This window comes from Parageobacillus thermoglucosidasius (assembly GCF_001295365.1).
Lineage (GTDB): Bacteria > Bacillota > Bacilli > Bacillales > Anoxybacillaceae > Parageobacillus > Parageobacillus thermoglucosidasius.
In genome coordinates this window covers 3,274,610-3,296,935 of the sequence record NZ_CP012712.1, presented here as the reverse complement: position 1 = coordinate 3,296,935, position 22,326 = coordinate 3,274,610, and the positions used below count along the sequence as shown (strand labels likewise).

The following is a 22,326-nucleotide window of genomic DNA, read 5'->3' as shown; positions in this document are numbered from 1 at the left end:
GAACGCAAACATTTTAGCGTTTGATTGCAAAAGGGTATTGAAATACGACGCAAAACATTGATACGCTAACAACAGACAAAATGTCATCGCTTTTTGATAAGGAGTGGGTGTGTTGGAATTATTGTTTTTAGGCACAGGAGCTGGAGTCCCGGCAAAAGAACGAAACGTGTCGTCGGTCGCGCTCCAGCTGTTAGAGGAGCGCGGGGCAACGTGGCTGTTTGATTGCGGAGAGGCGACACAGCATCAAATTTTACATACGTCCATCCGTCCGCGACGAATTGAAAAAATTTTTATCACTCACCTTCACGGTGACCATATTTTTGGATTGCCAGGACTGCTCGGGAGCCGCTCATTTCAGGGAGGGGAAACGCCGTTAACCGTATATGGGCCGAAAGGAATTCAAGCATTTATTGAAACATCGCTTTCGGTAAGTTCCACGCGGCTGAAATACGATTTGCAAATCGTTGAAATCGAGGAAGGGATTATTTTTGAGGACGAACGATTTCTTGTGACGGCGAAACAGCTGGACCATGGCATTCTTTCCTACGGTTTCCGCGTTGTGGAAAAAGATTTGCCAGGGACTCTTTTAGTAGATAAATTGCAGGCGCTTGGGATTCGCCCCGGCCCTATTTACCAGCAAATCAAACTTGGGAAAATGGTGCAGCTAGAAGACGGAACGGTCATTGATGGGCGCCATTTTGTCGGTCCGCCGCAAAAAGGGAGAATTGTCGCAATCCTTGGCGATACACGCTATTGCGAGGCAAGCGTCGAGCTGGCGGCAGAGGCGGATGTGCTCGTCCATGAAGCGACATTTGCGCGAGAAGACAGCGCCTTGGCGCACGATTATTTTCATTCTACCACTGCACAAGCGGCGGAAGTGGCGAAACGCGCCAGAGCGAAAAAATTGATTCTCACTCATATCAGCTCTCGCTATCAGGGAGAGTTAAGCGAAAAACTGCTGCACGAGGCAAGGGAGCTGTTTCCGAACACAGAATTGGCATTTGATTTTTCCTCGTTTATCATCCCAAGAAAAAAATAAAGCTGCCGGGAAACCGGCAGCTTTAAAAAAGCCATCCTCGTTCATATTGCACTGGGGCAGGGATCGTCGTTCCCAATTCTTTTGCGGCGGCGTATGGCCAATATGGATTGCGCAATAGCTCACGGGCGAGAAACACTAAATCGGCGCGCCCGTTGCACAAAATTTCTTCAGCCTGCCATCCGGAAGTAATTAAGCCGACCGCCCCAGTCGCGATTTCTGCTTCGCGGCGAATCGTTTCTGCAAACGGAACTTGGTAGCCAGGATATACGTTGATTTTGGCCGGAACGACCGCACCAGAACTGACGTCGATAAGGTCGACCCCTTGTTTTTTCATGCGTTTCGCATATGGGACGTAATCTTGGACTGTCAAGCCTTCCGGATGGTAATCAGAAGCGGAAATGCGCACAAAAAGCGGCCCATCCCATACTTCTTTTACTGCATTGATCACTTCGCCTAAGAAGCGGTAGCGGTTTTCTGGAGAACCGCCATATTCGTCTTTCCGCTTGTTTGCTAACGGCGACAAAAACTCGTTAATTAAATAGCCGTGGGCAGCATGAATTTCGATGATGTCAAAACCTGCTTCTTTAGCGCGGCGCGCACCGTTTTGGAACGCTTGAATCGTTTCTTCAATGTCTGCTTTCGTCATTTCTTTTGGAGTGCGTGCTTGATCACTGAACGGAATTGCCGAAGGTGCGATGATTTCTCCGTCCACTTCCGATTTGCGTCCGGCATGGGCAAGCTGGATGCCGATTTTCGCCCCATGTTCTTTGACGAGCGAAACGAGTTCGCGCAATCCGTCGACATGTTCATCGCTCCAAATGCCTAAGTCGCGCGATGAAATTCTTCCTTGGGCAGTAACAGCAGTTGCTTCCAAAATAATGAGACCGACTTGGCCGACAGCGCGCGCTGGATAGTGAATTTTGTGCCAGTTCCGCACTTTCCCATCTTCTGTGTCGCAAGAATACATACACATCGGAGACATGACGATCCGGTTTTTGAGCGTGACTCCGCGTATCGTGTACGGCGAAAAAAGCTTCGTTTCCATTGTTTGTTTCTCCCTCCAAGTAATGTCGTTTTCAATTTGATAATAGCACGTTTACTGGTGGAAGCAAAACGATACGCATTGTGAGAAAAGCGTCAGCGCAATGGAGCGGTAGTGTGTGAAAAGGACGAAGAAATAAGTTCTTTGCCCAACTCTTCCGAGCGCTCCGTCGCCCGTTTGATGCAAGCAATGACCGCTTCTTGGTAGCGGTAGCGCTCTAGCACTTGGATGCCTGCCTCCGTCGTTCCGCCGGGACTGGTCACCTCTTTGCGCAAAACGGAAGGGTGTTTGTTGGTCGTTTGCAGCATTTGCGCTGCACCGATGATCGTTTGCAAAATCAATTTTTTGGCGACAGTGCGGTCAAGCCCAATTTCTTCCGCCGCTTTTTCCATCGCTTCCACTAAATAATACACATATGCCGGCCCGCTTCCGGAAAGCCCTGTGACGGCATGTAAATCATGTTCGGGAACGACTGTGACAATGCCGACTGTCTCAAACAACGTTTTGGCGGTGGCGACATGTGTTTCCGCTGCAAAACGGCCTTGGGAGATAGCGGTGGCAGACTGGCCGATTGCCGCCGATGTGTTTGGCATGGCGCGGACGACCGCGACATTTTTTCCAATGAGCGAGACGATCGTTTCTGTCGTCACGCCAGCAAGCACGGAAATGATTAGCTGGTGTTCGCCAACCGCCGGCGCGATGGAAGCAATGCTTTCTGCCGCGTCTTTCGGCTTCATCGCTAAAATGACAACATCTGCTTCTTTTACTGCTTTTTCTTTGTTTGTTTCGGTCCGGACTCCGTATGTTTTTTGCATATATTCGAGCCGTTTTTGATTGCAACGGTTTGTCACAATAATTTGTTCAGGCCGGTACAACGTTTTTGTCATTCCGGAAATAAGCGCTTCTGCCATCGAGCCGGCGCCGATAAATGTAATGATCGTTTCCTGTTTCATGGTGAATGCCTCCTTTTTGGGTCAAATAAAAAAGACCTTGCCTCCTTAAAAAGGACGGAAGGTCTTTGTTTCCGCGGTACCACCTTTTTTGGCTCTTTTCCCAAGAGCCCAACTCTGCACCGATAACGCCGGTAAGACGTTTAGGTTTGCCTAACAGCTCATGAGGTAGGTTCAACCACGAAGAGGGTAATGAAACCTTGCAGCCTGCGGGTTTCACTCTCTGGATACCGTTCATGGTTTACTGGCCCCACTCATCGCCTGTTTGCGATGTTCGTTTCGTTTGCAATTATGCAATGAAAACAGCCATGTTGTCAATAGAAAAAACGGATTTTTTGCGAATTATTCGAAAAAAATGACAAACTGATAAAATCAGTGTAAACTGTTAAATATCATGATTGGCGATTTATTTTACTATCAAAATATAGAAGGGGATTGTCGGTTATGAAGGAGCATGTTTATCGCATCGTTGTCCCAACGCCGTTTCCGGTTGGGAATGTAAACATGTACTTGATTAAAGGGGACAGCTTGACGCTGATCGATGCCGGAGTAAAAACAAAAGAGGCGTGGCATTCATTTCAACAGCAGCTTCGTCAAATTGGGTACGCTCCTTCTGACATCGATCAAGTGGTCATCACCCATCATCATCCTGATCATGTCGGTTTGCTTGATTATTTGCCAGACAGTTTGCCGGTCATTGGCCATTGGAAAGCGGACCGCTGGGTTCGCCAAGATGAAGCGTTTTTTCAACAACATCAGCGATTTTTTGAACAGTTTTTGTTGGAGTGCGGCGTCGATCGTTTGTTTCTCGCTGAGCTTTCCCATTTGCGCGGTTCGCTCCGCTATGCATGCCGGCGTCCGCTTACCGCGACGATCAAAGAAGGCGATTCGCTTCCGGGGTTGCCGCATTGGAAAGTGATTGAAACACCAGGGCATGCGCAAAGCCATGTTGTGTTTTACCGCGAAACGGACGGTGCGATGATTGGCGGAGATCATTTACTTTTACATATTTCTCCGAATCCGATGATGGAACCGCCTTTCCCAGGGGAGATGGAACGCCCGAAACCGTTGGTGCAGTATAACGCTTCATTGCTGAAAATGCGTGATTACGACATTTCGTTCGTGATGACTGGGCATGGAGAAGATGTGACGGACGTATCTGCGTTGATTGAAAAACGCCTTCGTAAACAACGGGAACGCGCCGAGCAAGTGCTCGATATGCTTAAGCAAAAGCCGCATACCGTATTTCAAATTTGCCAAAAGCTATTTCCTGCTGTATATCAGAAAGAGCTGATGTTAACGATGTCTGAAACGATAGGGCAGCTCGATTATTTAGAAGAAAACGGTGCGGTCCGCAAGAAAAAAGAAAACGACTATTATGTGTATGAAGCAGTGGAGGGATCTATTTGCGGATAGAAGGAAAACATATCGTCATTACTGGAGCGTCCGGCGGCATCGGGGAACAAATCGCTTATGAAGCGGCACGGCAAAAAGCGCTCCCCGTGTTGCTCGCCAGAAACGAAGAAAAGCTGAAACAGGTGGCGCGGGAGATTGAACGGGCCTATCATATTTCGCCGCGTTATTACCGGCTCGACGTGAGCGATACAGATGCGGTGGAAGCGGTGTTTCAGCAGTTATTCCGCGATATTCAGACGGTGGACGTATTGGTGAATAACGCCGGTTTTGGCGTGTTTCGCAATGTGGAAGACATTGATCTTGAGGAAATGAAGGATATGTTTGCTGTGAATGTGTTCGGTTTAATCGCTTGTACAAAAATAGTGTATGTACATATGAAAAAAAGGCGGAGCGGCCACATTATTAACATCGCTTCACAAGCAGGAAAGTTAGCAACGCCGAAATCAAGCGTATATGCCGCTACGAAGCACGCGGTGCTTGGGTTTACGAACAGCTTGCGGATGGAAGCGGAACAATATGGGATTTTTGTGACGGCTGTGAATCCGGGACCGATTCGGACGAATTTTTTTCATGTCGCCGACCAGTCAGGAGAATACGTAAAAAATGTGGAACGATGGATGCTTTCGCCGGAAAAAGTGGCCAAACGGGTTGTTTCGGTTATGATGACGCCGACAAGGGAAATAAATATGCCGCGCTGGATGAATGTCGGCAGTCAGCTTCATCATTTGTTCCCGTCAGTTGTCGAGAGAGTGGGAAAACGCGCGTTTTTCAAAAAATAACATTCCTTGCCAAAACAAGAAATGTTATTTCGTTATATATTCGTAAACGACATCATTGACAATTTCATACATGTCCATTTCTTCATCGGTTGTTTTTGCGGATAAAATTTTTTCACGCAGCTGTTTCCATTCCAAATCGGTAAGCGGAAGCGATTCCGCATCATAGCCATATTGCCGCAAGCAATTGCGAATAAGTTTTGTTAGCCATTTTTCATCCATCATGTCACTTCCGATCATTGCGATTAGGGTGGAGTGGCGCGGACAATATGGGCACTGCCGCAAAATGGCTTATTGTCAGAGAGGCTGCCTCTGCAAAGCAAATTTTCATTTGCACTTTTGCCATCCTCCTTTTTATTTTTGACAGCAACTTGCATATGTAGGTACAATAAGAGCGGAATATGAAGAAAAGGAGCATATACGGCGTGAAGATTATATTTACGGATAGGGCGATCGAACAGCTTACCCCTATTTTAACGGAAACGAAGAGAATGTTAAAGCTGAAATACGACACGGATGGCTGTGGATGCCTTGTCAACGGTGTCATTGCATTATCGTTAGTTGATGAGGCAGATGATGACGATATAGCAGTTGATACGAATTTCGTTCCTGTTTTTGTTGAAAAATCCCGCCTTGTCTTTTATGACGACACGATGACGATTGACATTGTGGAAGGGGGCGGCTGTTTTCAATTGAAAAGTCCCGGGCAAATTTTAAGTCCCCGCATGCCGCTTGTCAAAGTGAGTGAGCCATGTGAACGATAAGCTTAAACAAATTGCGAACATAGCGAAGCAAAAAACATGGGTGTCGTTTTTGCATGAAAACGATCCATACAGTTTGCTGCATTGGTCGATTGCCGGCATCTATCAAGAGCCAAAGGACGTCTGGCTTTTGCAGAATGAAATGACGTTCGAAACAAAAGAATTTGCCACACTCGATGAAGCGGTAGCGTGGATGGATGAGCACATGCCTAATATTACAGAAGTGTTATAAAACCGTAACCGCTCGGGTTACGGTTTTTATCATTATCGCTGTCTGCAGGAGGCGGGCGGCCTTAAGGTAAAATGGAGATGCCTTCCGCTTTACGTTATTGCGGACAGTTTTCCCGTTTTGGCGGATGGATCGCTTTTTCTCATTCTTTTTTGCGATCATTTGTGCTGCTGATTGTCGCTTCGGTTTCCTTTTTGCACGTTACATTGCCCCTTTTTGTTTGTTTTTATCATTGGAAGAATGACAATATTTTATGTACGGAGGGGATTTGCATGGATAAACGGCAAAAACATCAAGCAAAACAAACGGACGAATCATTTATGTTGAAGGACCGTTTAAATGAGGAGTTGTTTGCTAAGCTGAAAGAGAAGAAACGGGAATGGGAGCGGCAAGAACAGCGGCGGAAAGAGGAAGAAGAAGCACGAAAGCGCGAGGAGCGGCGCAAACGCGAAGAACAAAAAACGTTTGCAGAGCTGTTGAATGAAAGCGACTTGGATTGGCGGAATTTTAAGTGATTCGCATCTTTTGTTTGGATGGAAGCTATGTGTGAATCGTCCATGAGGCAGGCGCCGTTAAAGCGGAGATGAGCGAAGAATTGCGGTCTGTTATGCCAATTTTAGAAGGTGTGGGCATCTGGCTGAGATTGGTATGGAAGCGTGTTCCGCTGTCAAAACAGCGTCAATGTGCCAATCATCGGCGTTATTTTTCCCGCCGCGCACTTTTGCGCGCCGCTTGCGCCAGTCAGGACGTTTGCGCCATCCATCCCGTGAAGATTCCGGTTTTTCCAATGCGGCCCGTCGGCAGATGGACGACGGGCCTATTGTGTGTGTTGGACCGCCGCTGTTTAGGTCGCATTATGATGCGCGGCAAACGGATGGACGCTGCCGCTCTTTTTACTGTTGAGCGTTTCTTAGTTATAAGTTGGCATTGGCGCGGCGAAAGGCCGGCATGTGACGGAAGCATCATTGCCGGCGCGCGGGAAGGCCACACATGGCAAACATGTCACCGATGCATGTTGTACACTGAAGCTTTCGTATGCTGGCGGAGCCACTCATATTCTTCCTTGGTTAAACGTGGGGCGGAAGCGGCGTTTATGTTTTCGATGATCTGTTCGATGCTGCTTGCCCCTGGAATGGCGGCGGCGACGACCGGATCATATAAGCAAAACTGCAGCGCCGTTGCTGTGAATGAACGATGTCCGGCTGTTTTTGCTTTTAGCTTTGGAATCAGTGTTTGCAATTCTTCGTATGTATAATCAAGATAACCGTTTTCTTTAACAGCATCGCTTGCCGCCTCTAACGGCCGCTCTGTCAGCAATCCTTTCGCGACAGGTCCGCGGGCGATGACACTGATGTGATGTTCGCTTAGCAGCGGAAACCATTCTTCAGGGCGGCGGTCGAGCAAGCTGTATTGCATCATGACACTGACGATGTTCGACCGTTTTACATATTCGCGAATGACGTTCGGACGAATCGAAGAAATGCCGTAATAGCGGATGACCCCTTCTTGTTTTAGCTCTTCAAACGCTTCAATCGTTTCATCGATCGGGTCATCAATCGTGCCGCCGTGGAGCTGATATAAGTCGATGTAGTCTGTTTGCAGACGGCGCAGGCTTTCTTTTACTTCCGATTTAATGTATTTTTTGGACGGGTCCCAAAACCATCCGTCTTTTCCCTCTTCCCAGCGGTTGCCGACTTTTGTTGCCAGTATGACTTGATCGCGTTTCCCTTTGATCGCCTTTCCGACAAATTCTTCATTTAATCCGCGGTCGTAAAGATCGGCCGTGTCCAAATAGTTAATGCCGCGTTCGAGCGCTTCATGAATAATGCGGATCGCTTTCTGCTCGTCCGTGCCAAGCGACATGCAGCCGAGCCCGATTTCGCTGACATATAAATCTGACAAACCGATGCGCCGTTTTTTCATCTGTTTCTCCTCCTTATTGAGAATTGTTTTTATATTGTACAACGGAAAGTGAAACTTGCTCAAATGATATAGTACAATAAGGAAGAAAGATAACGTTAGATGGGAGAGAAGAAAATGGAACATTTAGTCGAAAAAACGATTCGCAAAGAAAAAATATTCAGCGGCAAAGTCGTTCAATTATATGTAGAAGATGTGCAGCTGCCAAACGGAAAGACGAGCAAACGGGAAGTGATCAAGCACCCAGGCGCGGTGGCGATTATTCCGATAACAAAGGAAGGGAAACTGGTGCTCGTACGGCAATACCGGAAAGCACTTGAGCGCGTTTTAGTAGAAATTCCGGCAGGTAAGTTGGAAAAAGGGGAAGAACCGCTCGCAACTGCACACCGTGAATTGGAGGAAGAAACAGGCTACCGTGCCCGTTCGCTATGCCACATCGCGTCATTTTACACATCCCCAGGGTTTGCCGATGAACTAATTCATTTATATGTAGCAGAAGGGCTAACAAAAATCGAAAACGCTGCATCGCTCGATGAAGATGAGTTTGTCGACATATTGGAAGTGACGTTGGAGGAGGCGCTTGAAATGTTTGAAAAACGTGAGATTTATGACGCAAAAACGGCATATGCGCTGCAATATTTGCAATTGCGCCGCGCCATGGGAGAAGAACATGCGTAACTATTACGTCGATTTACATATTCATCTCGGCCGCACTGCTTCTTTCCGGCCGGTAAAAATCACAGGCGCAAAAACATTGACGCTTCCCAATATTTTGCATGAGGCGGCGCATGTCAAAGGATTACATATGATTGGGATCATCGACTGCCATGTTCCGGAAGTGCTTGATGAATTGGAACGGGGAGTGGAAGAAAAAGGATGGAAAGAGTACGATGACGGCGGCGTCGCAATCGGTTCTGTGACATTATTGTTAGGAAGCGAAATTGAAGTGTATGACAAACATTGTCAAGGACCTATTCACGTGCTGGCGTTTTTGCCGACGATAAAAGCGATGCGCGCCTTTTCGGCATGGTTAAAAGAGCGGGTGAAAAACATTTCCCTCAGTTCGCAGCGCATGTACGGAACTGGGCGGGAATTGCAGACGGTCGTAAAACAATTAGGCGGTTTATTTGTGCCAGCGCATGCCTTCACTCCTTTTAAAAGTTTGTATGGCAAAGGGGTGAAAAAAAGCTTAACGGAAGTGTTTGATCCCGATTTCATTGATGCGATAGAGCTAGGATTAAGCGCGGATACAAAAATGGCTGACCAAATTGCCGAGCTGCACCGCTATCCGTACCTTTCCAATTCGGATGCTCATTCACTGCGAAAACTGGCGCGCGAATACCAAATTATCCGCATGAACGCCCCGACGTTTGCCGAATTGAAAAAAGCGTTGCGGAAGCAAGAAGGAAGAATGATTGTCGCCAATTACGGCTTAAATCCGAAACTTGGAAAGTACCATCAGACGGTGTGCGAACGATGTTTCAAACCGGTGGACCCCCGGGAAAACCAATGTCCGTCATGCGGCCATCACCGGCAAATAAAAGGGGTGTTTGACCGCCTTCAAGAGCTGAAAACAGGCGGAACCCCGCCAAAACGGCCGCCATATATTTACCAAGTGCCGCTTGAGTTTATTCCAGGGCTTGGCGCGAAAACATACGAAAAATTACTCGCCCGCTTCGGCACAGAGATGTACGTGCTTCATCAGGCGACGGAAGAAGAATTACAAGAGAGCATCGGGGAAAAGCTTGCCAACCTCATCATGCTTGCGCGCAAAGGAGAGCTTTCGATTCAAGCAGGAGGCGGCGGAAAATACGGAAAAATCGCTTCGGAATAGAAGCGATTTTTTTATTATTCTTTCTTTCCTTGCAAATAAAGTCATACATCGAAAAATGTCTCATACAATCTACTAAGAGGGTGATAGGGGGAAGAAGATGATGAGAAGACATCCGGTAAAATCAGTGATTTCCGTACATATGCGCGAGCATGCGTCTGTATATTTATTTGTGATTGTGCTATTTTTAATGGGAGTGATTTTTGGCGCGATCGTTGTGAACAGCTTGAATTTCGGCCAAAAACAAGATTTGTACTATTATTTAACGCAATTTTTTGGACAAGTATCGAAAGGAAACATAGCCGGCGCCCGCGATATGTTTCAGCAAAGCTATTTTCATAATTTGAAATATGTCGCTTTTATGTGGGTGCTGGGCATTTCGGTGATAGGGCTGCCGATTATTTTCATTTTGTTGTTTTTAAAAGGAATCGTTGTCGGGTTTACTGTCGGATTTTTAGTAAATCAAATGGGGTGGCAAGGGTTTTTGTTATCTTTTGTGTCCGTGATGCCACAAAATTTAATTATTATTCCAGCTTTTTTGGTTATGGGGGTGGTTTCGATTTCATTTTCGCTGCAAATGGTGCGCAATCAATTTATGAAGCGGGGGCATGAACCAATTTTTCCGGTGATTATGCGCTATACGGCGGTGATGATATTGATTAGCATAAGCTTGCTTGTTTCTTCGTCCCTTGAAGCGTATGTGTCCCCATTATTGATGAAACAAGTCATTGAAATTGTCGGAAATGAATAATTATTATATAATAATCATTTTCGTTCTTTTGTAATAATGATTTTATTTTGATACTTCCCTCTTTCTTTTGTTATAATGGTAGTTGAATGACGTGGGAGGGAATGAAAGATGGAAGATCGAATCGACCGAATTAAGAAGCAATTGCACACCGCTGGCTATAAATTGACACCGCAGCGGGAAGCGACAGTACGTGTCTTGTTAGAGCATGAGGAAGATCATTTAAGCGCAGAAGACGTCTACCTCCTCGTTAAAGAAAAATCTCCAGAAATTGGATTGGCTACTGTATACCGGACGCTCGAGCTGTTAACAGAACTAAAAATTGTCGATAAAATCAACTTTGGGGATGGTGTATCTCGCTACGATCTGCGCAAAGAAGGTGCGGCTCACTTTCACCATCATTTAGTTTGTATTGAATGTGGGTCCGTAGCGGAAATCCAAGAAGATTTATTGGAGGAAGTAGAAGAAATTGTCGAACGGGACTGGAAGTTTAAAATCAAGGACCACCGTCTAACGTTTCATGGAATTTGTTATCGTTGCCAGCAAAAACACGAGGAAGAACAAAATAAAAAAGAATAACAAAGCGAAAAAACCTTTTCCAATGGGAAAGGTTTTTTTATGGGTATAAAAGCAAAAAAACATGGCATATCCTCTAGTAACGACGGAATGGGGAGGAATAGCCATGAAAACGGTATGGCAGATGATAAAAGTATTTCTTTTATTTACGGGGTGCACGCTTTTATTTTATTATAGTCTTATATGGTTCAACCGAGAATACGAGAATTACCACCGCTATGATGAGCCGCAAGGATCAGCAGTGGAAGTGTCGACAACGGAAAACCCGTCATTCGAATGGATGGATCGGTTACTACTTTTTTATCGCAATGGGGAGTAGTGGGATGTTGGAACATGAATTGAAAGATTTTCTTCATTATTTGACGGTAGAACGAAATTTGGCGAAAAATACAATTGTTTCTTATGAAAGAGATTTAAAAAAATATGCGCACTATTTGCGCCATGTTGAGCAAATTCAATCATGGAACGACGTGTCGCGCCTCCATATTATGCAATTTTTAAAGTTTTTGAAAGAAAAAGGAAGCTCTCCGAAGACGATCGCGCGCCATATTGCGTCGATTCGCTCGTTTCATCAATTTCTTCTTCGTGAAAAAATAGCGGATCAAGATCCGTCGGTGCATATCGAATCGCCGCAAATGGAGCGGACGTTGCCGAAAGTGCTGTCTCTGGAAGAGGTGGAGGCGCTCTTAGAAGCGCCGAAAACAAATACGCCAATCGGCATTCGTGACAAAGCGATGATAGAATTGTTGTATGCGACGGGAATGCGCGTCAGCGAACTCGTAAATTTAAATCTTTCCGACGTGCATTTGACAATGGGCTTTGTCCGCTGCTACGGAAAAGGAAACAAGGAGCGGATCGTTCCGATCGGCAGCATGGCGCTGGACGCGTTAAAAGCATATCTGGAAACAGCGCGTCCAAAATTAATAAACCCGAAAAAGCGGGCAACCGATGCGCTGTTTTTGAATCATTATGGGGATCGCTTAACGAGGCAAGGGTTTTGGAAGATTTTAAAAAAGCTTGCAAAAGAAGCAAACATCGAAAAAGAACTGACGCCGCACACGCTGCGGCATTCATTTGCCACACATCTGCTCGAAAACGGCGCCGATTTGCGCGCCGTGCAAGAACTGTTAGGCCATGCCGATATTTCGACGACGCAAATTTATACTCATGTTACGAAAACGCGTTTAAAAGATGTATATAAGCAATTTCATCCACGCGCATAGTTTCGCGTGCCGAATTTCCCGCTTATTGATAAGCGGGTTTTTTATTGATTCTTATATTGAAAACGTTTTATAATATAGTTGTCAGACTTCTGACGAGTGCAATGCTCAGGAGTTTCTATCAGTATTTCGGGAATGATAAAACAGAAAGATCACGTTATGAAGACAGGAGGAATTATGATTATGGGCCATACATACAAACGGGTTTTTTTGATTGTCATGGACTCCGTCGGCATTGGCGCGGCGCCAGATGCCGAAAAATATAATGATCACGGGGCGGATACGCTTGGCCACATCGCCGAGCATCGCGGCGGGCTGCACATGCCGAATATGGCAAAGCTCGGCTTAAGCAACATTCGCGAAATCAAAGGCATTCCAAAAGCGGAAAAACCGCTTGCTTATTATACGAAAATGCAAGAAGCATCCGCGGGAAAAGATACGATGACCGGTCACTGGGAAATTATGGGGCTTATTATTGACAAACCATTTCAAGTGTTCCCCAACGGATTTCCAAAAGAACTGATCAACGAATTGGAAAAACGGACGGGCCGGAAAGTCATCGGCAACAAACCGGCAAGCGGTACGGCGATTATCGAGGAGCTTGGCAAAGAACATATGGAAACAGGGGCAATCATCGTTTATACTTCGGCGGACTCCGTGTTGCAAATCGCTGCACATGAAGAAATTGTGCCGCTGGAGGAACTTTACCATATTTGCCAAATCGCCCGCGAATTGACGCTTGATGAAAAATATATGGTCGGCCGTGTCATTGCGCGCCCGTTCATCGGCACGCCGGGCAATTTTCAACGTACGGCAAACCGGCATGACTATGCGTTAAAACCGTTCGGCCGCACGGTCATGAACGAATTGAAAGACGCCGGGTATGAAGTGATCGCGATCGGAAAAATTTCCGATATTTACGATAATGAAGGAGTTACAACATCGCTGCGGACAAAATCCAATATGGACGGAATGGATAAATTGGTTGACACGCTGAAAATGGACTTTACAGGACTCAGCTTTGTTAATCTCGTTGACTTTGATGCGATGTACGGGCATCGCCGCGATCCGAAAGGATACGGGGATGCGCTTGAGGAATTTGACGCCCGTCTTTCCGACGTGTTTCCGCTTTTGAAACATGACGATTTGCTTATTATCACAGCTGACCATGGAAATGACCCGGTTCACCACGGTACGGATCATACACGCGAGTATGTGCCGCTGCTTGTCTATAGCCCAAGCATGAGCGGCGGAAAAGCGTTGCCGCTTCGCGAAACATTTGCCGATGTCGGCGCAACGATCGCTGATAATTTCCAAGTGAAGATGCCGCCGCACGGAACAAGCTTTTTAGCCGATTTGATAGGGGGATCCAATCATGAATAAACAAGCGATTGAAAAAGCTGCCCGTTATTTGCAAGAACAATTTCCGGCGCCTCCCCGCATCGGTTTAATCCTCGGTTCGGGCCTTGGCGTTCTTGCCGATGAAATTGAACAGGCAGTGAAAATTCCGTATGAGCAAATTCCAGAGTTTCCTGTGTCCACGGTCGAAGGACATGCCGGCCGGCTTGTTTACGGCCAGCTTGAAGGAGCGACCGTTGTCGCTATGCAAGGCCGTTTTCATTATTATGAAGGGTACCGCTTGGATCAAATCACATTCCCAGTCCGCGTGATGAAAGCACTTGGCGTCAAAGAGCTGATCGTAACAAACGCGGCAGGAGGCGTGAATGAACGTTTTCAGCCGGGGGATTTAATGATTATTGCGGACCATATCAATAATATGGGGGTCAACCCGTTAATCGGTCCAAATGATCCCGAGCTTGGTGTCCGCTTTCCGGATATGACGGAAGCCTATAGCAGACGTTTGCGCGCGTTGGCGAAACATGTGGCAAAACAGCTTGATATTCCGGTTCAAGAAGGTGTTTATGTGGCCAACAGCGGGCCTTCTTACGAAACACCAGCGGAAATCCGCATGATTCGCGCGATTGGCGGGGATGCGGTCGGCATGTCGACGGTGCCTGAAGTGATTGTTGCGCGCCATGCGCAAATGGAAGTGTTAGGGATTTCGTGCATCTCGAATATGGCGGCCGGGATTTTAGATCAGCCGCTTACCCACGATGAAGTCATTGAAACGACGGAACGAGTGAAAGCCAACTTTTTACGGCTTGTCAAGGGAATTATCGCAGAAATGGCGAAACAATAAGAAAAAGGTGATAAAGGATGAGAATGGTCGATTTAATTGCGAAAAAACGGGATGGTTATGAGCTTTCAAAAGAAGAAATTGATTTTATCATCCGCGGTTACACGAACGGCGACATTCCTGATTATCAAATGAGCGCATTCGCGATGGCGGTGTTTTTCCGCGGCATGACAGAAGAAGAAACGGCGGCGCTAACGATGGCGATGGTCCGCTCCGGAGATGTCATCGATTTATCGAAAATCGAAGGAATGAAAGTTGACAAGCATTCAACGGGTGGCGTCGGCGATACGACGACGCTTGTGTTAGGGCCGCTTGTTGCGTCTGTCGGCGTGCCTGTCGCAAAAATGTCGGGGAGAGGGCTTGGACATACCGGCGGGACCATTGATAAATTAGAGTCCGTTCCAGGGTTTCATGTGGAAATCGATAACGAGCAATTTATTGAGCTTGTGAATAAAAACAAAATCGCGATTATCGGCCAGACAGGCAATTTAACGCCAGCCGATAAAAAGCTGTATGCGCTCCGTGACGTTACGGCGACGGTGGACAGCATTCCACTGATCGCTTCGTCGATTATGAGCAAAAAAATTGCCGCTGGCGCTGACGCGATTGTGTTGGATGTGAAAACGGGAGCCGGCGCGTTTATGAAAGATTTTGCAGGAGCGAAACAGCTGGCAACAGCGATGGTGGAAATCGGCAAGCGTGTCGGCCGGAAAACGATGGCGGTTATTTCCGACATGAGCCAGCCGCTCGGATACGCTGTTGGAAACGCGCTCGAAGTGAAAGAAGCGATTGATACGCTTAAAGGAAAAGGGCCAGAAGATTTACAAGAACTATGTTTGACGCTTGGAAGCTATATGGTATATTTGGCGGAAAAAGCATCTTCATTAGAGGAAGCGCGCGCGCTGTTAGAAGCGTCGATTCGGGAAGGAAAAGCGTTAGAAACGTTCAAAGTGTTTCTCAGCGCGCAAGGCGGCGACGCATCGGTTGTCGATGATCCAACGAAACTGCCGCAAGCGAAATACCGATGGGAGCTTGAAGCCCCGGAAGATGGGTATGTCGCGGAAATTGTCGCTGACGAAGTCGGGACGGCTGCGATGCTGCTTGGAGCCGGGCGGGCGACAAAAGAAGCAACGATCGATCTTTCTGTCGGCCTCGTCTTGCACAAAAAGGTCGGCGATGCGGTGAAAAAAGGCGAATCGCTTGTGACGATTTACAGCAATACGGAAAATATTGAAGAAGTCAAACAAAAGCTTGCCAAAAGCATTCGCCTCTCCTCCATTCCTGTTGCCAAGCCGACGCTTATATACGAAACCATTTCATAAAAGAGATAGACGCACAATTTGGTTGACCATAAGCGTGCGGCAGCACAAAAGGGTGTCCCATTCATTTTGGGATGCCCTCTTTTTTTATGGACAAAATCTGTGGAAATTCATTGCTTCTATTGTATAAAAATATCTCATTTGGAAAAAATGGCATGTATAAAGAATGGAGGGTTGGGAGATGAAGAAGCAATTGATTCGTTTACTTCTTTTTGCATCTGTTTTTTTATTTACTATTTCTTCTTATGTCCATGCGGAAGAAAAAAAGTCAACAGCGCGCGGAATTGAACTTGCCAATGAGGCAAGGTCTGCGATTTTAATTGAGCGTGATACCGGGGCTGTGCTATATGAAAAAAACGCTAATGAAAAGCTGCCGCCGGCCAGCATGACAAAAATCATGACAATGCTTCTCATTATGGAGGCGATTGATAAAGGAGAGCTTTCTTATAAGGAAAAAGTCCGGGCGAGCGAATACGCTGCCTCCATGGGCGGATCACAAATTTTTTTGGAACCTGGCGAAGAAATGACGGTGGATGAACTGTTGCGCGGCATTGCGATCGGCTCGGGCAATGACGCGTCGGTGGCCCTGGCGGAACGAATCGCCGGATCGGAAGAAGCGTTTGTCGAGATGATGAATAAAAAAGCGAAGGAGCTTGGGTTGAAAAACACTTCGTTTCAAAACGCGACAGGGCTGCCTGCCAAAGGGCATTACAGCAGCGCGCATGACATGGCGATAATGGCGCGCGAATTGCTAAAATACGAAGATATTACGAAGTATACGAGCAAATACGAGGATTATTTGCGGGAAAACACTGATAAAAAATTTTGGCTTGTGAATACGAACCGGCTCGTTAAATTTTATCCCGGAGTGGACGGTTTAAAAACCGGATTTACAAGCGAAGCGAAATACTGCTTAACAGCGACAGCGAAAAAGAACGGAATGCGTGTCATTGCCGTCGTATTTGGGGCGCCGACGCCAAAGGAACGCAATGCGCAAATTACAAGGATGCTTGATTATGCGTTCAGTCAATATAAAACACATCCAGTCTTGAAACGGAATGAAGTGGTTGCCCATGCCAATGTTAGCAAAGGAAAGAAAAAAACGGTTGCGCTTGTTACTTCAGAGCCAATTTCTGTATTGACGAAAAAAGGGCAATCTGTAAACAAGATAGAAAAAGTGATTAAAGTGAACAAAAACGCCAAAGCGCCAATTAAAAAAGGAGACGAGCTTGGCGTCCTGATTTTGAAACAAGATGGAAAAGAATTGCTTCGCAGTCCAATCGTCGCAAAAGAAAATGTCGCAGAAGCAAGCTGGTGGGATTTGTTTAAACGGACATTGCAAAATTTTACGAAATCCGCATAAACATGTCAGCTTTTGCGGCCCGCTTTCTACTTTTAGCGAATCGCCACTAGTTTTGTCATCAGGCAGGATTTCCCGCATGTTGTAGCGAAACTTCTCCCTAATCCGAAATGAACAAGGGGGAAAACATAGTGAGCCTGATGATGGACTTTGAAGTAAAACAAGATGTTTTGATCATCCGGCTTTCCGGAGAACTTGATCATCATACGGCCGAAGAGCTTCGCGAAAAAGTGACGGATGTGCTGGAAAGCGCATCGATCCGCCACATTGTGCTGAATTTAGAACATTTGACATTTATGGATAGTTCCGGGCTTGGCGTCATTTTAGGGCGCTACAAACAAATAAAAAAACTCGGCGGGGAAATGATCGTATGTTCGATTTCGCCGACGGTGAAACGGCTGTTTGACATGTCGGGGCTGTTTAAAATTATTCGTTTAGAAAACGATGAACAATTCGCGCTGCAGACATTGGGGGTGGCGTGATGAGAAACGAAATGCACCTCCAATTTTCCGCGCTTAGCCAAAACGAATCGTTTGCTCGTGTGGCAGTTGCCGCATTCGTGGCACAGCTTGACCCGACGATGGATGAACTGACGGAAATTAAAACCGTTGTCTCTGAAGCGGTAACGAACGCGATTATTCACGGATATAATAACGATCCAAACGGGATCGTATACATTTCCGTTGTGATCGAAGACGGAGTCGTCCATTTGACGATAAAAGACGAAGGTGTCGGCATTGCTAATATCGAAGAGGCGCGGCAGCCGTTGTTTACAACCAAACCGGAATTGGAGCGATCTGGAATGGGATTCACGATCATGGAAAATTTTATGGATGAAGTCATCGTTCAGTCGGAAGTGGATAAGGGGACAACCGTTTATTTAAAGAAATATATAACGAAGAGCCAAAAAGCGTTATGTAACTAAGGGAGACATGCCTATGGATGTCGATGTCAAGCGAGATCAGACGCTGTTAAAAGATCATGAGATGAAAAAGCTTATTCGCCGCAGCCAAGAGGGGGACCAACAGGCGCGCAATGAAATTATCCAAAAAAACATGCGCCTCGTTTGGTCGGTCGTCCAGCGCTTTTTGAACCGCGGATACGAGCCGGACGATTTATTTCAAATTGGCTGCATCGGCTTGCTTAAATCTGTTGATAAGTTTGATTTGTCGTATGACGTGAAGTTTTCCACATATGCGGTGCCGATGATCATCGGCGAAATTCAGCGGTTTATCCGCGATGACGGGACGGTGAAAGTGAGCCGTTCCTTAAAAGAAACGGGCAATAAAATCCGGAAAGCAAGAGACGAGCTTTCGAAAAAACATGGACGGGCGCCAACGGTGACAGAAATCGCCGATTATTTAGAAATTTCTCCAGAAGAAGTGGTGCTTGCCCAGGAAGCCGTTCGTTCCCCGGCTTCCATTCACGAAACAGTGTATGAAAACGACGGCGACCCGATCACGCTCCTCGATCAAATTGCTGATGCCGACGAAGCATCATGGTTTGATAAAATCGCGTTGAAAAAAGCGATTGAGGAGCTGGATGAACGGGAACGTCTCATCGTCTATTTGCGTTATTACAAAGATCAAACCCAGTCGGAAGTGGCATCAAGATTAGGCATCTCTCAAGTTCAAGTATCCCGTCTTGAAAAAAAAATTTTACAGCAAATAAAGGAGAGAATGGATGGGTAGGCATCCATTCTTTTTTATTTTTATGAAATTGATGGTAAATACCATCTGATTGTATGATTCCTTTTTTCCCCAACATACTAAATAAAAAAGCGAAGCGCAAGTGAAAATACATAAAAAACTACAAGTTAAGGTGTGAGGCAGATGGAAAAAACCGTCTTTGTCAAACTGCGGCACCGCGTTCAAGTAAAACCGAGAGCAGTTGTTGTGATTGGCGATGTGGCGCAAATCACCGCCAATGATAGCAACATAGCGGAACAGTTAAAAGCTGTCCCGCTTTATCGAATTCAACCGAGCGATAAAAACATTGTCATTATCGATGTAATGAAAGTCATTCGCGCCATGATGGAAAAGGATGACGCGCTAGATGTGCAGGTAATTGGGCCGGCGCAAACGATCATTGAAGTCGTTGATCAAAAACGGCGTTTTTCCTCTGCTTATTTTTTGCTTGTATGGATGTTGCTTTTTGTCGGATCGGCAATGGCCATTATGAATTTTCATGAAGATGTCAGCATGCAAGAAGTGCATCAACATCTTTATGAGATGATTACCGGGAAAAAGAATGATAAGCCGTTGTTGCTGCAAATCCCTTATTCGCTCGGATTAGGGATCGGCATGATTTTATTTTTTAACCATGTGTTCCGCAAACGCATTAATGAGGAGCCAAGCCCTCTGGAAGTCGAAATGTTTAATTATCAGCAATCACTCGATCAGTACGTCATTTTATATGAAAACAAAGAAAGTATGGGAAAAATTAATGACGATTAAAATTTTGGCTGTTATATTTATCGGCTTTGCGGGAGGGCTGGCCGTCGGAACAGGATTTGTGGCGTTTTTAGTCGTTCTTGGCGTCATTCCCCGCTTGACGCAATTAACGAAAACAACGAAACGGATCCGTGCGTACGAATGGAGCGCAATAGCCGGCGCGGTGGCGGGGGGATGGATGAGCCTGCGCCACACTGTTTTATATATGTCAAAATATTGGCTGATTCCGCTCGGTTTGCTGCAAGGAGTATTTATCGGAATGCTTGCCGCCGCGCTGACGGAAGTGCTTAACGTATGGCCGATCTTAGCAAAACGCGTCGGCGTTGCTGACAAAATTGTCATTTTATTGATGGCGATCGCATTTGGAAAAATAGTCGGCTCCTTATTTCACTGGATCTATTTTACCGATTATTTGCGGTAAGGAGGAAAAGAAAAGATGAGTCTTAAGACAAATTATCGTCAGGCGGTAAAAGCGTTCCAGCCGAAGACTCCATATGTTATTAACAGCTTGAAAGCGTTTGTTGTCGGCGGGGCGCTTTGCACGGTTGCGGAAGCGTTCGCCAATTTATACAGCCGTTTCTTTTCTGTGCCGCTGCTTTCTGCGCAACAGCTGGCGGTAATGACAATGATGCTGTTGGCGGTTGTCTTCACGGGAGCGGGAAAATATGACGATTTTAGTCAATTTGCCGGTGCGGGTGCAACGATGACGCTGGCTGGCTTTGCCAATGCATTGGCAAGCGCTGCGCTCGAATACCGGAGCGAAGGATGGACAGCAGGAGTCGCCAGCCAAATGTTTAAAGCAGGCGGTGCAGCCATCGTTTATGGCGTTGTTACTGCTTATCTGCTTGGCATTTTATATTACCTTATGTCTTAAGCGGAGAAAGAGGGATTGCTGATGAAGCTTGCCGGAAAGCAAACGTGGGTGTTTGAACATGATATCTACATTCAGGCAACGGGAACGGCGGTCGGGCCATTAGAAGCAGACGGCCCGCTTCGCGAAAGCTTTGATATCGCGCACGATGATTTATATTGCGGGGAAAAGACGTGGGAGCTGGCAGAGCGCCGTTTAATGCAAGAGGCGATCGGTGTTTGCCTGCAAAAAGGCAACATTTCCTTCAGCGATATCGACATTTTTCTTGCCGGAGATTTGCTGAATCAAAATGTTACGGCTAACTATGTTGCCCGGACGGTCCCCGCCCCGTTTTTATGTATGTTTGGGGCGTGCGCCACTTCGATGCAAACAATAGCGGTCGGCGCGGCATTAATTGACGGCGGATTTGCAAGAACGGTGCTCGCGGCCACAAGCAGTCATAATGCGACGGCAGAGCGGCAATTTCGCTATCCGACCGAATTGGGGGTGCAAAAACCGAAAACGGCAACATTTACTGTCACAGGTGCGGGGGCAGCAGTGATGGGCCGGAAGCGGGGAAGATGGCGCATAACTGCCGCCACCATCGGCAAAGTGATCGATGCGGGGACAGCGAATCCTTTCGATATGGGATCGGCGATGGCGCCGGCCGCGGCAAGCACGATAGAACAACATTTTATTGATTTAGGAACTTCACCCGCAGATTATGACTTAATTGTGACGGGGGATTTATCGAGAGTAGGAAGCGTCATCGTCAGACAGCTGTTGGCGGAATCAGGTTATAATGTGACAGACAACTATAACGACTGCGGCTTAATGATTTATCGGCCGGACCAAAACGTGTTTGCTGGGGGAAGCGGCTGCGCTTGCTGCGCAGTAGTAACGTATGGGCATTTATTAAAAGAAATGGAACGCGGCGCACTGCAAAAAATTTTCGTCGTCGCCACCGGAGCGCTCTTAAGCCCGACGATGATGCAGCAAAAACAGTCGATTCCGGCTGTTGCACACGGTGTAGTGATGGAAGCGGTAAAGGAGGAACGGTGATGGACTATGTTATGGCATTTATGGTAGGAGGAGCGCTTTGCGCCATAGCCCAACTCTTTATGGATATTGGCAAGTTTTCGCAAATGCATGTCATGAGCTTGTTCGTAGCGGCTGGGGTCGTTCTTGGAATCGGCGGGATTTACGACAGGTTGATTGCGATTGCCGGTGCGGGAGCTGCTTTTCCTATTAGCGGCTTTGGCTATTTTCTCGCGAAAGGAGTGCTGGCGCAAAGCGGGGCGGCCGGTTGGCTGGCCGTTAGTTCAGGAATGTTTCAGTTTGCCGGCGCCATTTTGTCATTTGCCATTGTCCTCTCCTTTTTCACCGCTCTTCTGTGCAAGCCGAAAGGATAACCAATATGCGAAAAGATGAGGCATGTTAGTGACGGACGGCGATGGATTGGCGTGCCGGATGATGCAATATCTCGTAAACGGGGGATGCTGCACTCCCGCTTCCCATGGCAATCCATCCAAACGAGCTGGCAAAAACTTATTGAATGAATTGGGAAACTCGATATGGCCGAGCCATCGGCGCGGGATTAACGGATGTGGCGGCCCATAAAACAATGGAAGTGTTAGGG

General features: G+C 46.8%; 29 protein-coding genes and 1 other annotated feature. Of the genes, 25 read left to right on the top strand and 4 right to left on the bottom strand.

What is annotated here, in order from left to right:
* Positions 1 to 112: 112 nt before the first annotated feature.
* Positions 113 to 1,039 carry a ribonuclease Z gene (gene rnz, locus AOT13_RS16235; RefSeq protein ID WP_041269318.1) on the top strand — a complete coding sequence of 309 codons (927 nt, stop codon included), beginning with the start codon at positions 113 to 115 and terminating at the stop codon, positions 1,037 to 1,039.
* A 22-nt stretch (positions 1,040 to 1,061) separates the two neighbouring features.
* Here the strand turns inward: rnz and namA are convergent, their stop codons facing one another.
* Together namA and proI are read right to left on the bottom strand one after the other, a co-directional pair.
* Entirely contained in the window at positions 1,062 to 2,084 is a 1,023-nt protein-coding gene (gene namA, locus AOT13_RS16230; protein WP_042384148.1) for an NADPH dehydrogenase NamA, read from the bottom strand.
* A 92-nt stretch (positions 2,085 to 2,176) separates the two neighbouring features.
* A complete protein-coding gene (gene proI / locus AOT13_RS16225) occupies positions 2,177 to 3,034 on the bottom strand; it encodes a pyrroline-5-carboxylate reductase ProI (protein ID WP_003249353.1) in 858 nt (285 codons plus the stop codon).
* Between the two features lie 47 nt (positions 3,035 to 3,081).
* Positions 3,082 to 3,298, bottom strand: a binding site (T-box leader).
* 177 nt (positions 3,299 to 3,475) lie between these two features.
* Here proI and AOT13_RS16220 point away from each other — a divergent pair.
* A complete protein-coding gene (locus AOT13_RS16220; RefSeq protein WP_013400444.1) occupies positions 3,476 to 4,447 on the top strand; it encodes an MBL fold metallo-hydrolase in 972 nt (323 codons plus the stop codon).
* The gene (locus tag AOT13_RS16215) at positions 4,438 to 5,226 is read left to right on the top strand and encodes an SDR family NAD(P)-dependent oxidoreductase (RefSeq protein ID WP_003249359.1); all 789 of its coding nucleotides are present in this window, start codon (positions 4,438 to 4,440) and stop codon (positions 5,224 to 5,226) included. The genes AOT13_RS16220 and AOT13_RS16215 overlap by 10 nt, the downstream gene beginning before the upstream one ends.
* Positions 5,227 to 5,250: 24 nt before the next feature.
* Here AOT13_RS16215 and AOT13_RS16210 read toward each other — a convergent pair whose 3' ends face one another.
* Positions 5,251 to 5,445, bottom strand: a complete 195-nt coding sequence (locus AOT13_RS16210; protein WP_234400497.1) for a YqzH family protein — start codon at positions 5,443 to 5,445, stop codon at positions 5,251 to 5,253.
* A 203-nt stretch (positions 5,446 to 5,648) separates the two neighbouring features.
* Here AOT13_RS16210 and AOT13_RS16205 point away from each other — a divergent pair, with 203 nt between their 5' ends.
* From AOT13_RS16205 to AOT13_RS16195, 3 genes are all read left to right on the top strand, one after another.
* Positions 5,649 to 5,987, top strand: a complete 339-nt coding sequence (locus AOT13_RS16205; RefSeq protein ID WP_080695323.1) for an iron-sulfur cluster biosynthesis family protein — start codon at positions 5,649 to 5,651, stop codon at positions 5,985 to 5,987.
* On the top strand, positions 5,977 to 6,216 hold the full coding sequence (locus AOT13_RS16200; protein ID WP_003249363.1) for a YqkC family protein: 240 nt from the start codon (positions 5,977 to 5,979) through the stop codon (positions 6,214 to 6,216). The genes AOT13_RS16205 and AOT13_RS16200 overlap by 11 nt, the downstream gene beginning before the upstream one ends.
* 269 nt (positions 6,217 to 6,485) lie before the next feature.
* Positions 6,486 to 6,728: a YqkE family protein gene (locus tag AOT13_RS16195; RefSeq protein WP_003249365.1), complete on the top strand. Its 243-nt coding sequence runs from the start codon at positions 6,486 to 6,488 to the stop codon at positions 6,726 to 6,728.
* Positions 6,729 to 7,215: 487 nt separating this feature from the next.
* On the opposite strand, the gene AOT13_RS16185 is transcribed toward AOT13_RS16195, so the two are convergent.
* On the bottom strand, positions 7,216 to 8,136 hold the full coding sequence (locus tag AOT13_RS16185) for an aldo/keto reductase (RefSeq protein ID WP_042384141.1): 921 nt from the start codon (positions 8,134 to 8,136) through the stop codon (positions 7,216 to 7,218).
* A 114-nt stretch (positions 8,137 to 8,250) separates the two neighbouring features.
* On the opposite strand from AOT13_RS16185, the gene AOT13_RS16180 reads away from it, so the two are divergent.
* From AOT13_RS16180 to AOT13_RS20835, 19 genes are all read left to right on the top strand, one after another.
* On the top strand, positions 8,251 to 8,811 hold the full coding sequence (locus AOT13_RS16180) for an NUDIX domain-containing protein (protein WP_003249369.1): 561 nt from the start codon (positions 8,251 to 8,253) through the stop codon (positions 8,809 to 8,811).
* Entirely contained in the window at positions 8,804 to 9,967 is a 1,164-nt protein-coding gene (locus tag AOT13_RS16175) for an endonuclease Q family protein (RefSeq protein WP_042384137.1), read from the top strand. Before AOT13_RS16180 ends, AOT13_RS16175 begins: the two co-directional genes overlap by 8 nt.
* Before the next feature lie 100 nt (positions 9,968 to 10,067).
* Positions 10,068 to 10,715 (top strand): stage II sporulation protein M, encoded by a 648-nt coding sequence (gene spoIIM / locus AOT13_RS16170; protein ID WP_035502673.1) that lies wholly within the window; start codon positions 10,068 to 10,070, stop codon positions 10,713 to 10,715.
* A 108-nt stretch (positions 10,716 to 10,823) separates the two neighbouring features.
* Positions 10,824 to 11,291, top strand: coding sequence for a ferric iron uptake transcriptional regulator (gene fur / locus AOT13_RS16165; RefSeq protein WP_003249378.1), 468 nt, complete (start codon positions 10,824 to 10,826; stop codon positions 11,289 to 11,291).
* A gap of 103 nt (positions 11,292 to 11,394) precedes the next feature.
* Positions 11,395 to 11,607, top strand: coding sequence for a YqzK family protein (locus AOT13_RS16160; protein ID WP_013400449.1), 213 nt, complete (start codon positions 11,395 to 11,397; stop codon positions 11,605 to 11,607).
* 7 nt (positions 11,608 to 11,614) lie between these two features.
* Positions 11,615 to 12,511: a site-specific tyrosine recombinase XerD gene (xerD, locus tag AOT13_RS16155; RefSeq protein ID WP_003249383.1), complete on the top strand. Its 897-nt coding sequence runs from the start codon at positions 11,615 to 11,617 to the stop codon at positions 12,509 to 12,511.
* 180 nt (positions 12,512 to 12,691) lie between these two features.
* A complete protein-coding gene (gene deoB / locus AOT13_RS16150) occupies positions 12,692 to 13,891 on the top strand; it encodes a phosphopentomutase (protein WP_003249385.1) in 1,200 nt (399 codons plus the stop codon).
* Positions 13,884 to 14,708 (top strand): purine-nucleoside phosphorylase, encoded by an 825-nt coding sequence (locus AOT13_RS16145; protein WP_003249386.1) that lies wholly within the window; start codon positions 13,884 to 13,886, stop codon positions 14,706 to 14,708. The genes deoB and AOT13_RS16145 overlap by 8 nt, the downstream gene beginning before the upstream one ends.
* A gap of 17 nt (positions 14,709 to 14,725) precedes the next feature.
* Positions 14,726 to 16,027, top strand: coding sequence for a pyrimidine-nucleoside phosphorylase (locus AOT13_RS16140; protein WP_003249388.1), 1,302 nt, complete (start codon positions 14,726 to 14,728; stop codon positions 16,025 to 16,027).
* 178 nt (positions 16,028 to 16,205) lie between these two features.
* Positions 16,206 to 17,387, top strand: a complete 1,182-nt coding sequence (locus AOT13_RS16135; protein ID WP_013876679.1) for a D-alanyl-D-alanine carboxypeptidase family protein — start codon at positions 16,206 to 16,208, stop codon at positions 17,385 to 17,387.
* 107 nt (positions 17,388 to 17,494) lie between these two features.
* Positions 17,495 to 17,866, top strand: a complete 372-nt coding sequence (spoIIAA, locus tag AOT13_RS16130) for an anti-sigma F factor antagonist (RefSeq protein WP_370468099.1) — start codon at positions 17,495 to 17,497, stop codon at positions 17,864 to 17,866.
* Positions 17,866 to 18,309, top strand: coding sequence for an anti-sigma F factor (gene spoIIAB, locus AOT13_RS16125; RefSeq protein ID WP_003249393.1), 444 nt, complete (start codon positions 17,866 to 17,868; stop codon positions 18,307 to 18,309). Before spoIIAA ends, spoIIAB begins: the two co-directional genes overlap by 1 nt.
* Before the next feature lie 13 nt (positions 18,310 to 18,322).
* Positions 18,323 to 19,075 (top strand): RNA polymerase sporulation sigma factor SigF, encoded by a 753-nt coding sequence (sigF, locus tag AOT13_RS16120; RefSeq protein ID WP_013400454.1) that lies wholly within the window; start codon positions 18,323 to 18,325, stop codon positions 19,073 to 19,075.
* 141 nt (positions 19,076 to 19,216) lie between these two features.
* Positions 19,217 to 19,840 carry a stage V sporulation protein AA gene (locus AOT13_RS16115; RefSeq protein ID WP_042384133.1) on the top strand — a complete coding sequence of 208 codons (624 nt, stop codon included), beginning with the start codon at positions 19,217 to 19,219 and terminating at the stop codon, positions 19,838 to 19,840.
* A complete protein-coding gene (locus AOT13_RS16110) occupies positions 19,830 to 20,258 on the top strand; it encodes a stage V sporulation protein AB (protein WP_013876680.1) in 429 nt (142 codons plus the stop codon). Before AOT13_RS16115 ends, AOT13_RS16110 begins: the two co-directional genes overlap by 11 nt.
* A gap of 15 nt (positions 20,259 to 20,273) precedes the next feature.
* On the top strand, positions 20,274 to 20,711 hold the full coding sequence (locus tag AOT13_RS16105) for a SpoVA/SpoVAEb family sporulation membrane protein (protein ID WP_003249402.1): 438 nt from the start codon (positions 20,274 to 20,276) through the stop codon (positions 20,709 to 20,711).
* 21 nt (positions 20,712 to 20,732) lie between these two features.
* Positions 20,733 to 21,749 carry a stage V sporulation protein AD gene (gene spoVAD / locus AOT13_RS16100; RefSeq protein ID WP_013876682.1) on the top strand — a complete coding sequence of 339 codons (1,017 nt, stop codon included), beginning with the start codon at positions 20,733 to 20,735 and terminating at the stop codon, positions 21,747 to 21,749.
* On the top strand, positions 21,749 to 22,099 hold the full coding sequence (locus AOT13_RS16095) for a SpoVA/SpoVAEb family sporulation membrane protein (RefSeq protein WP_003249406.1): 351 nt from the start codon (positions 21,749 to 21,751) through the stop codon (positions 22,097 to 22,099). The genes spoVAD and AOT13_RS16095 overlap by 1 nt, the downstream gene beginning before the upstream one ends.
* 28 nt (positions 22,100 to 22,127) lie before the next feature.
* Positions 22,128 to 22,307: a hypothetical protein gene (locus tag AOT13_RS20835; RefSeq protein WP_157776781.1), complete on the top strand. Its 180-nt coding sequence runs from the start codon at positions 22,128 to 22,130 to the stop codon at positions 22,305 to 22,307.
* The last annotated feature ends 19 nt before the right edge of the window (positions 22,308 to 22,326 follow it).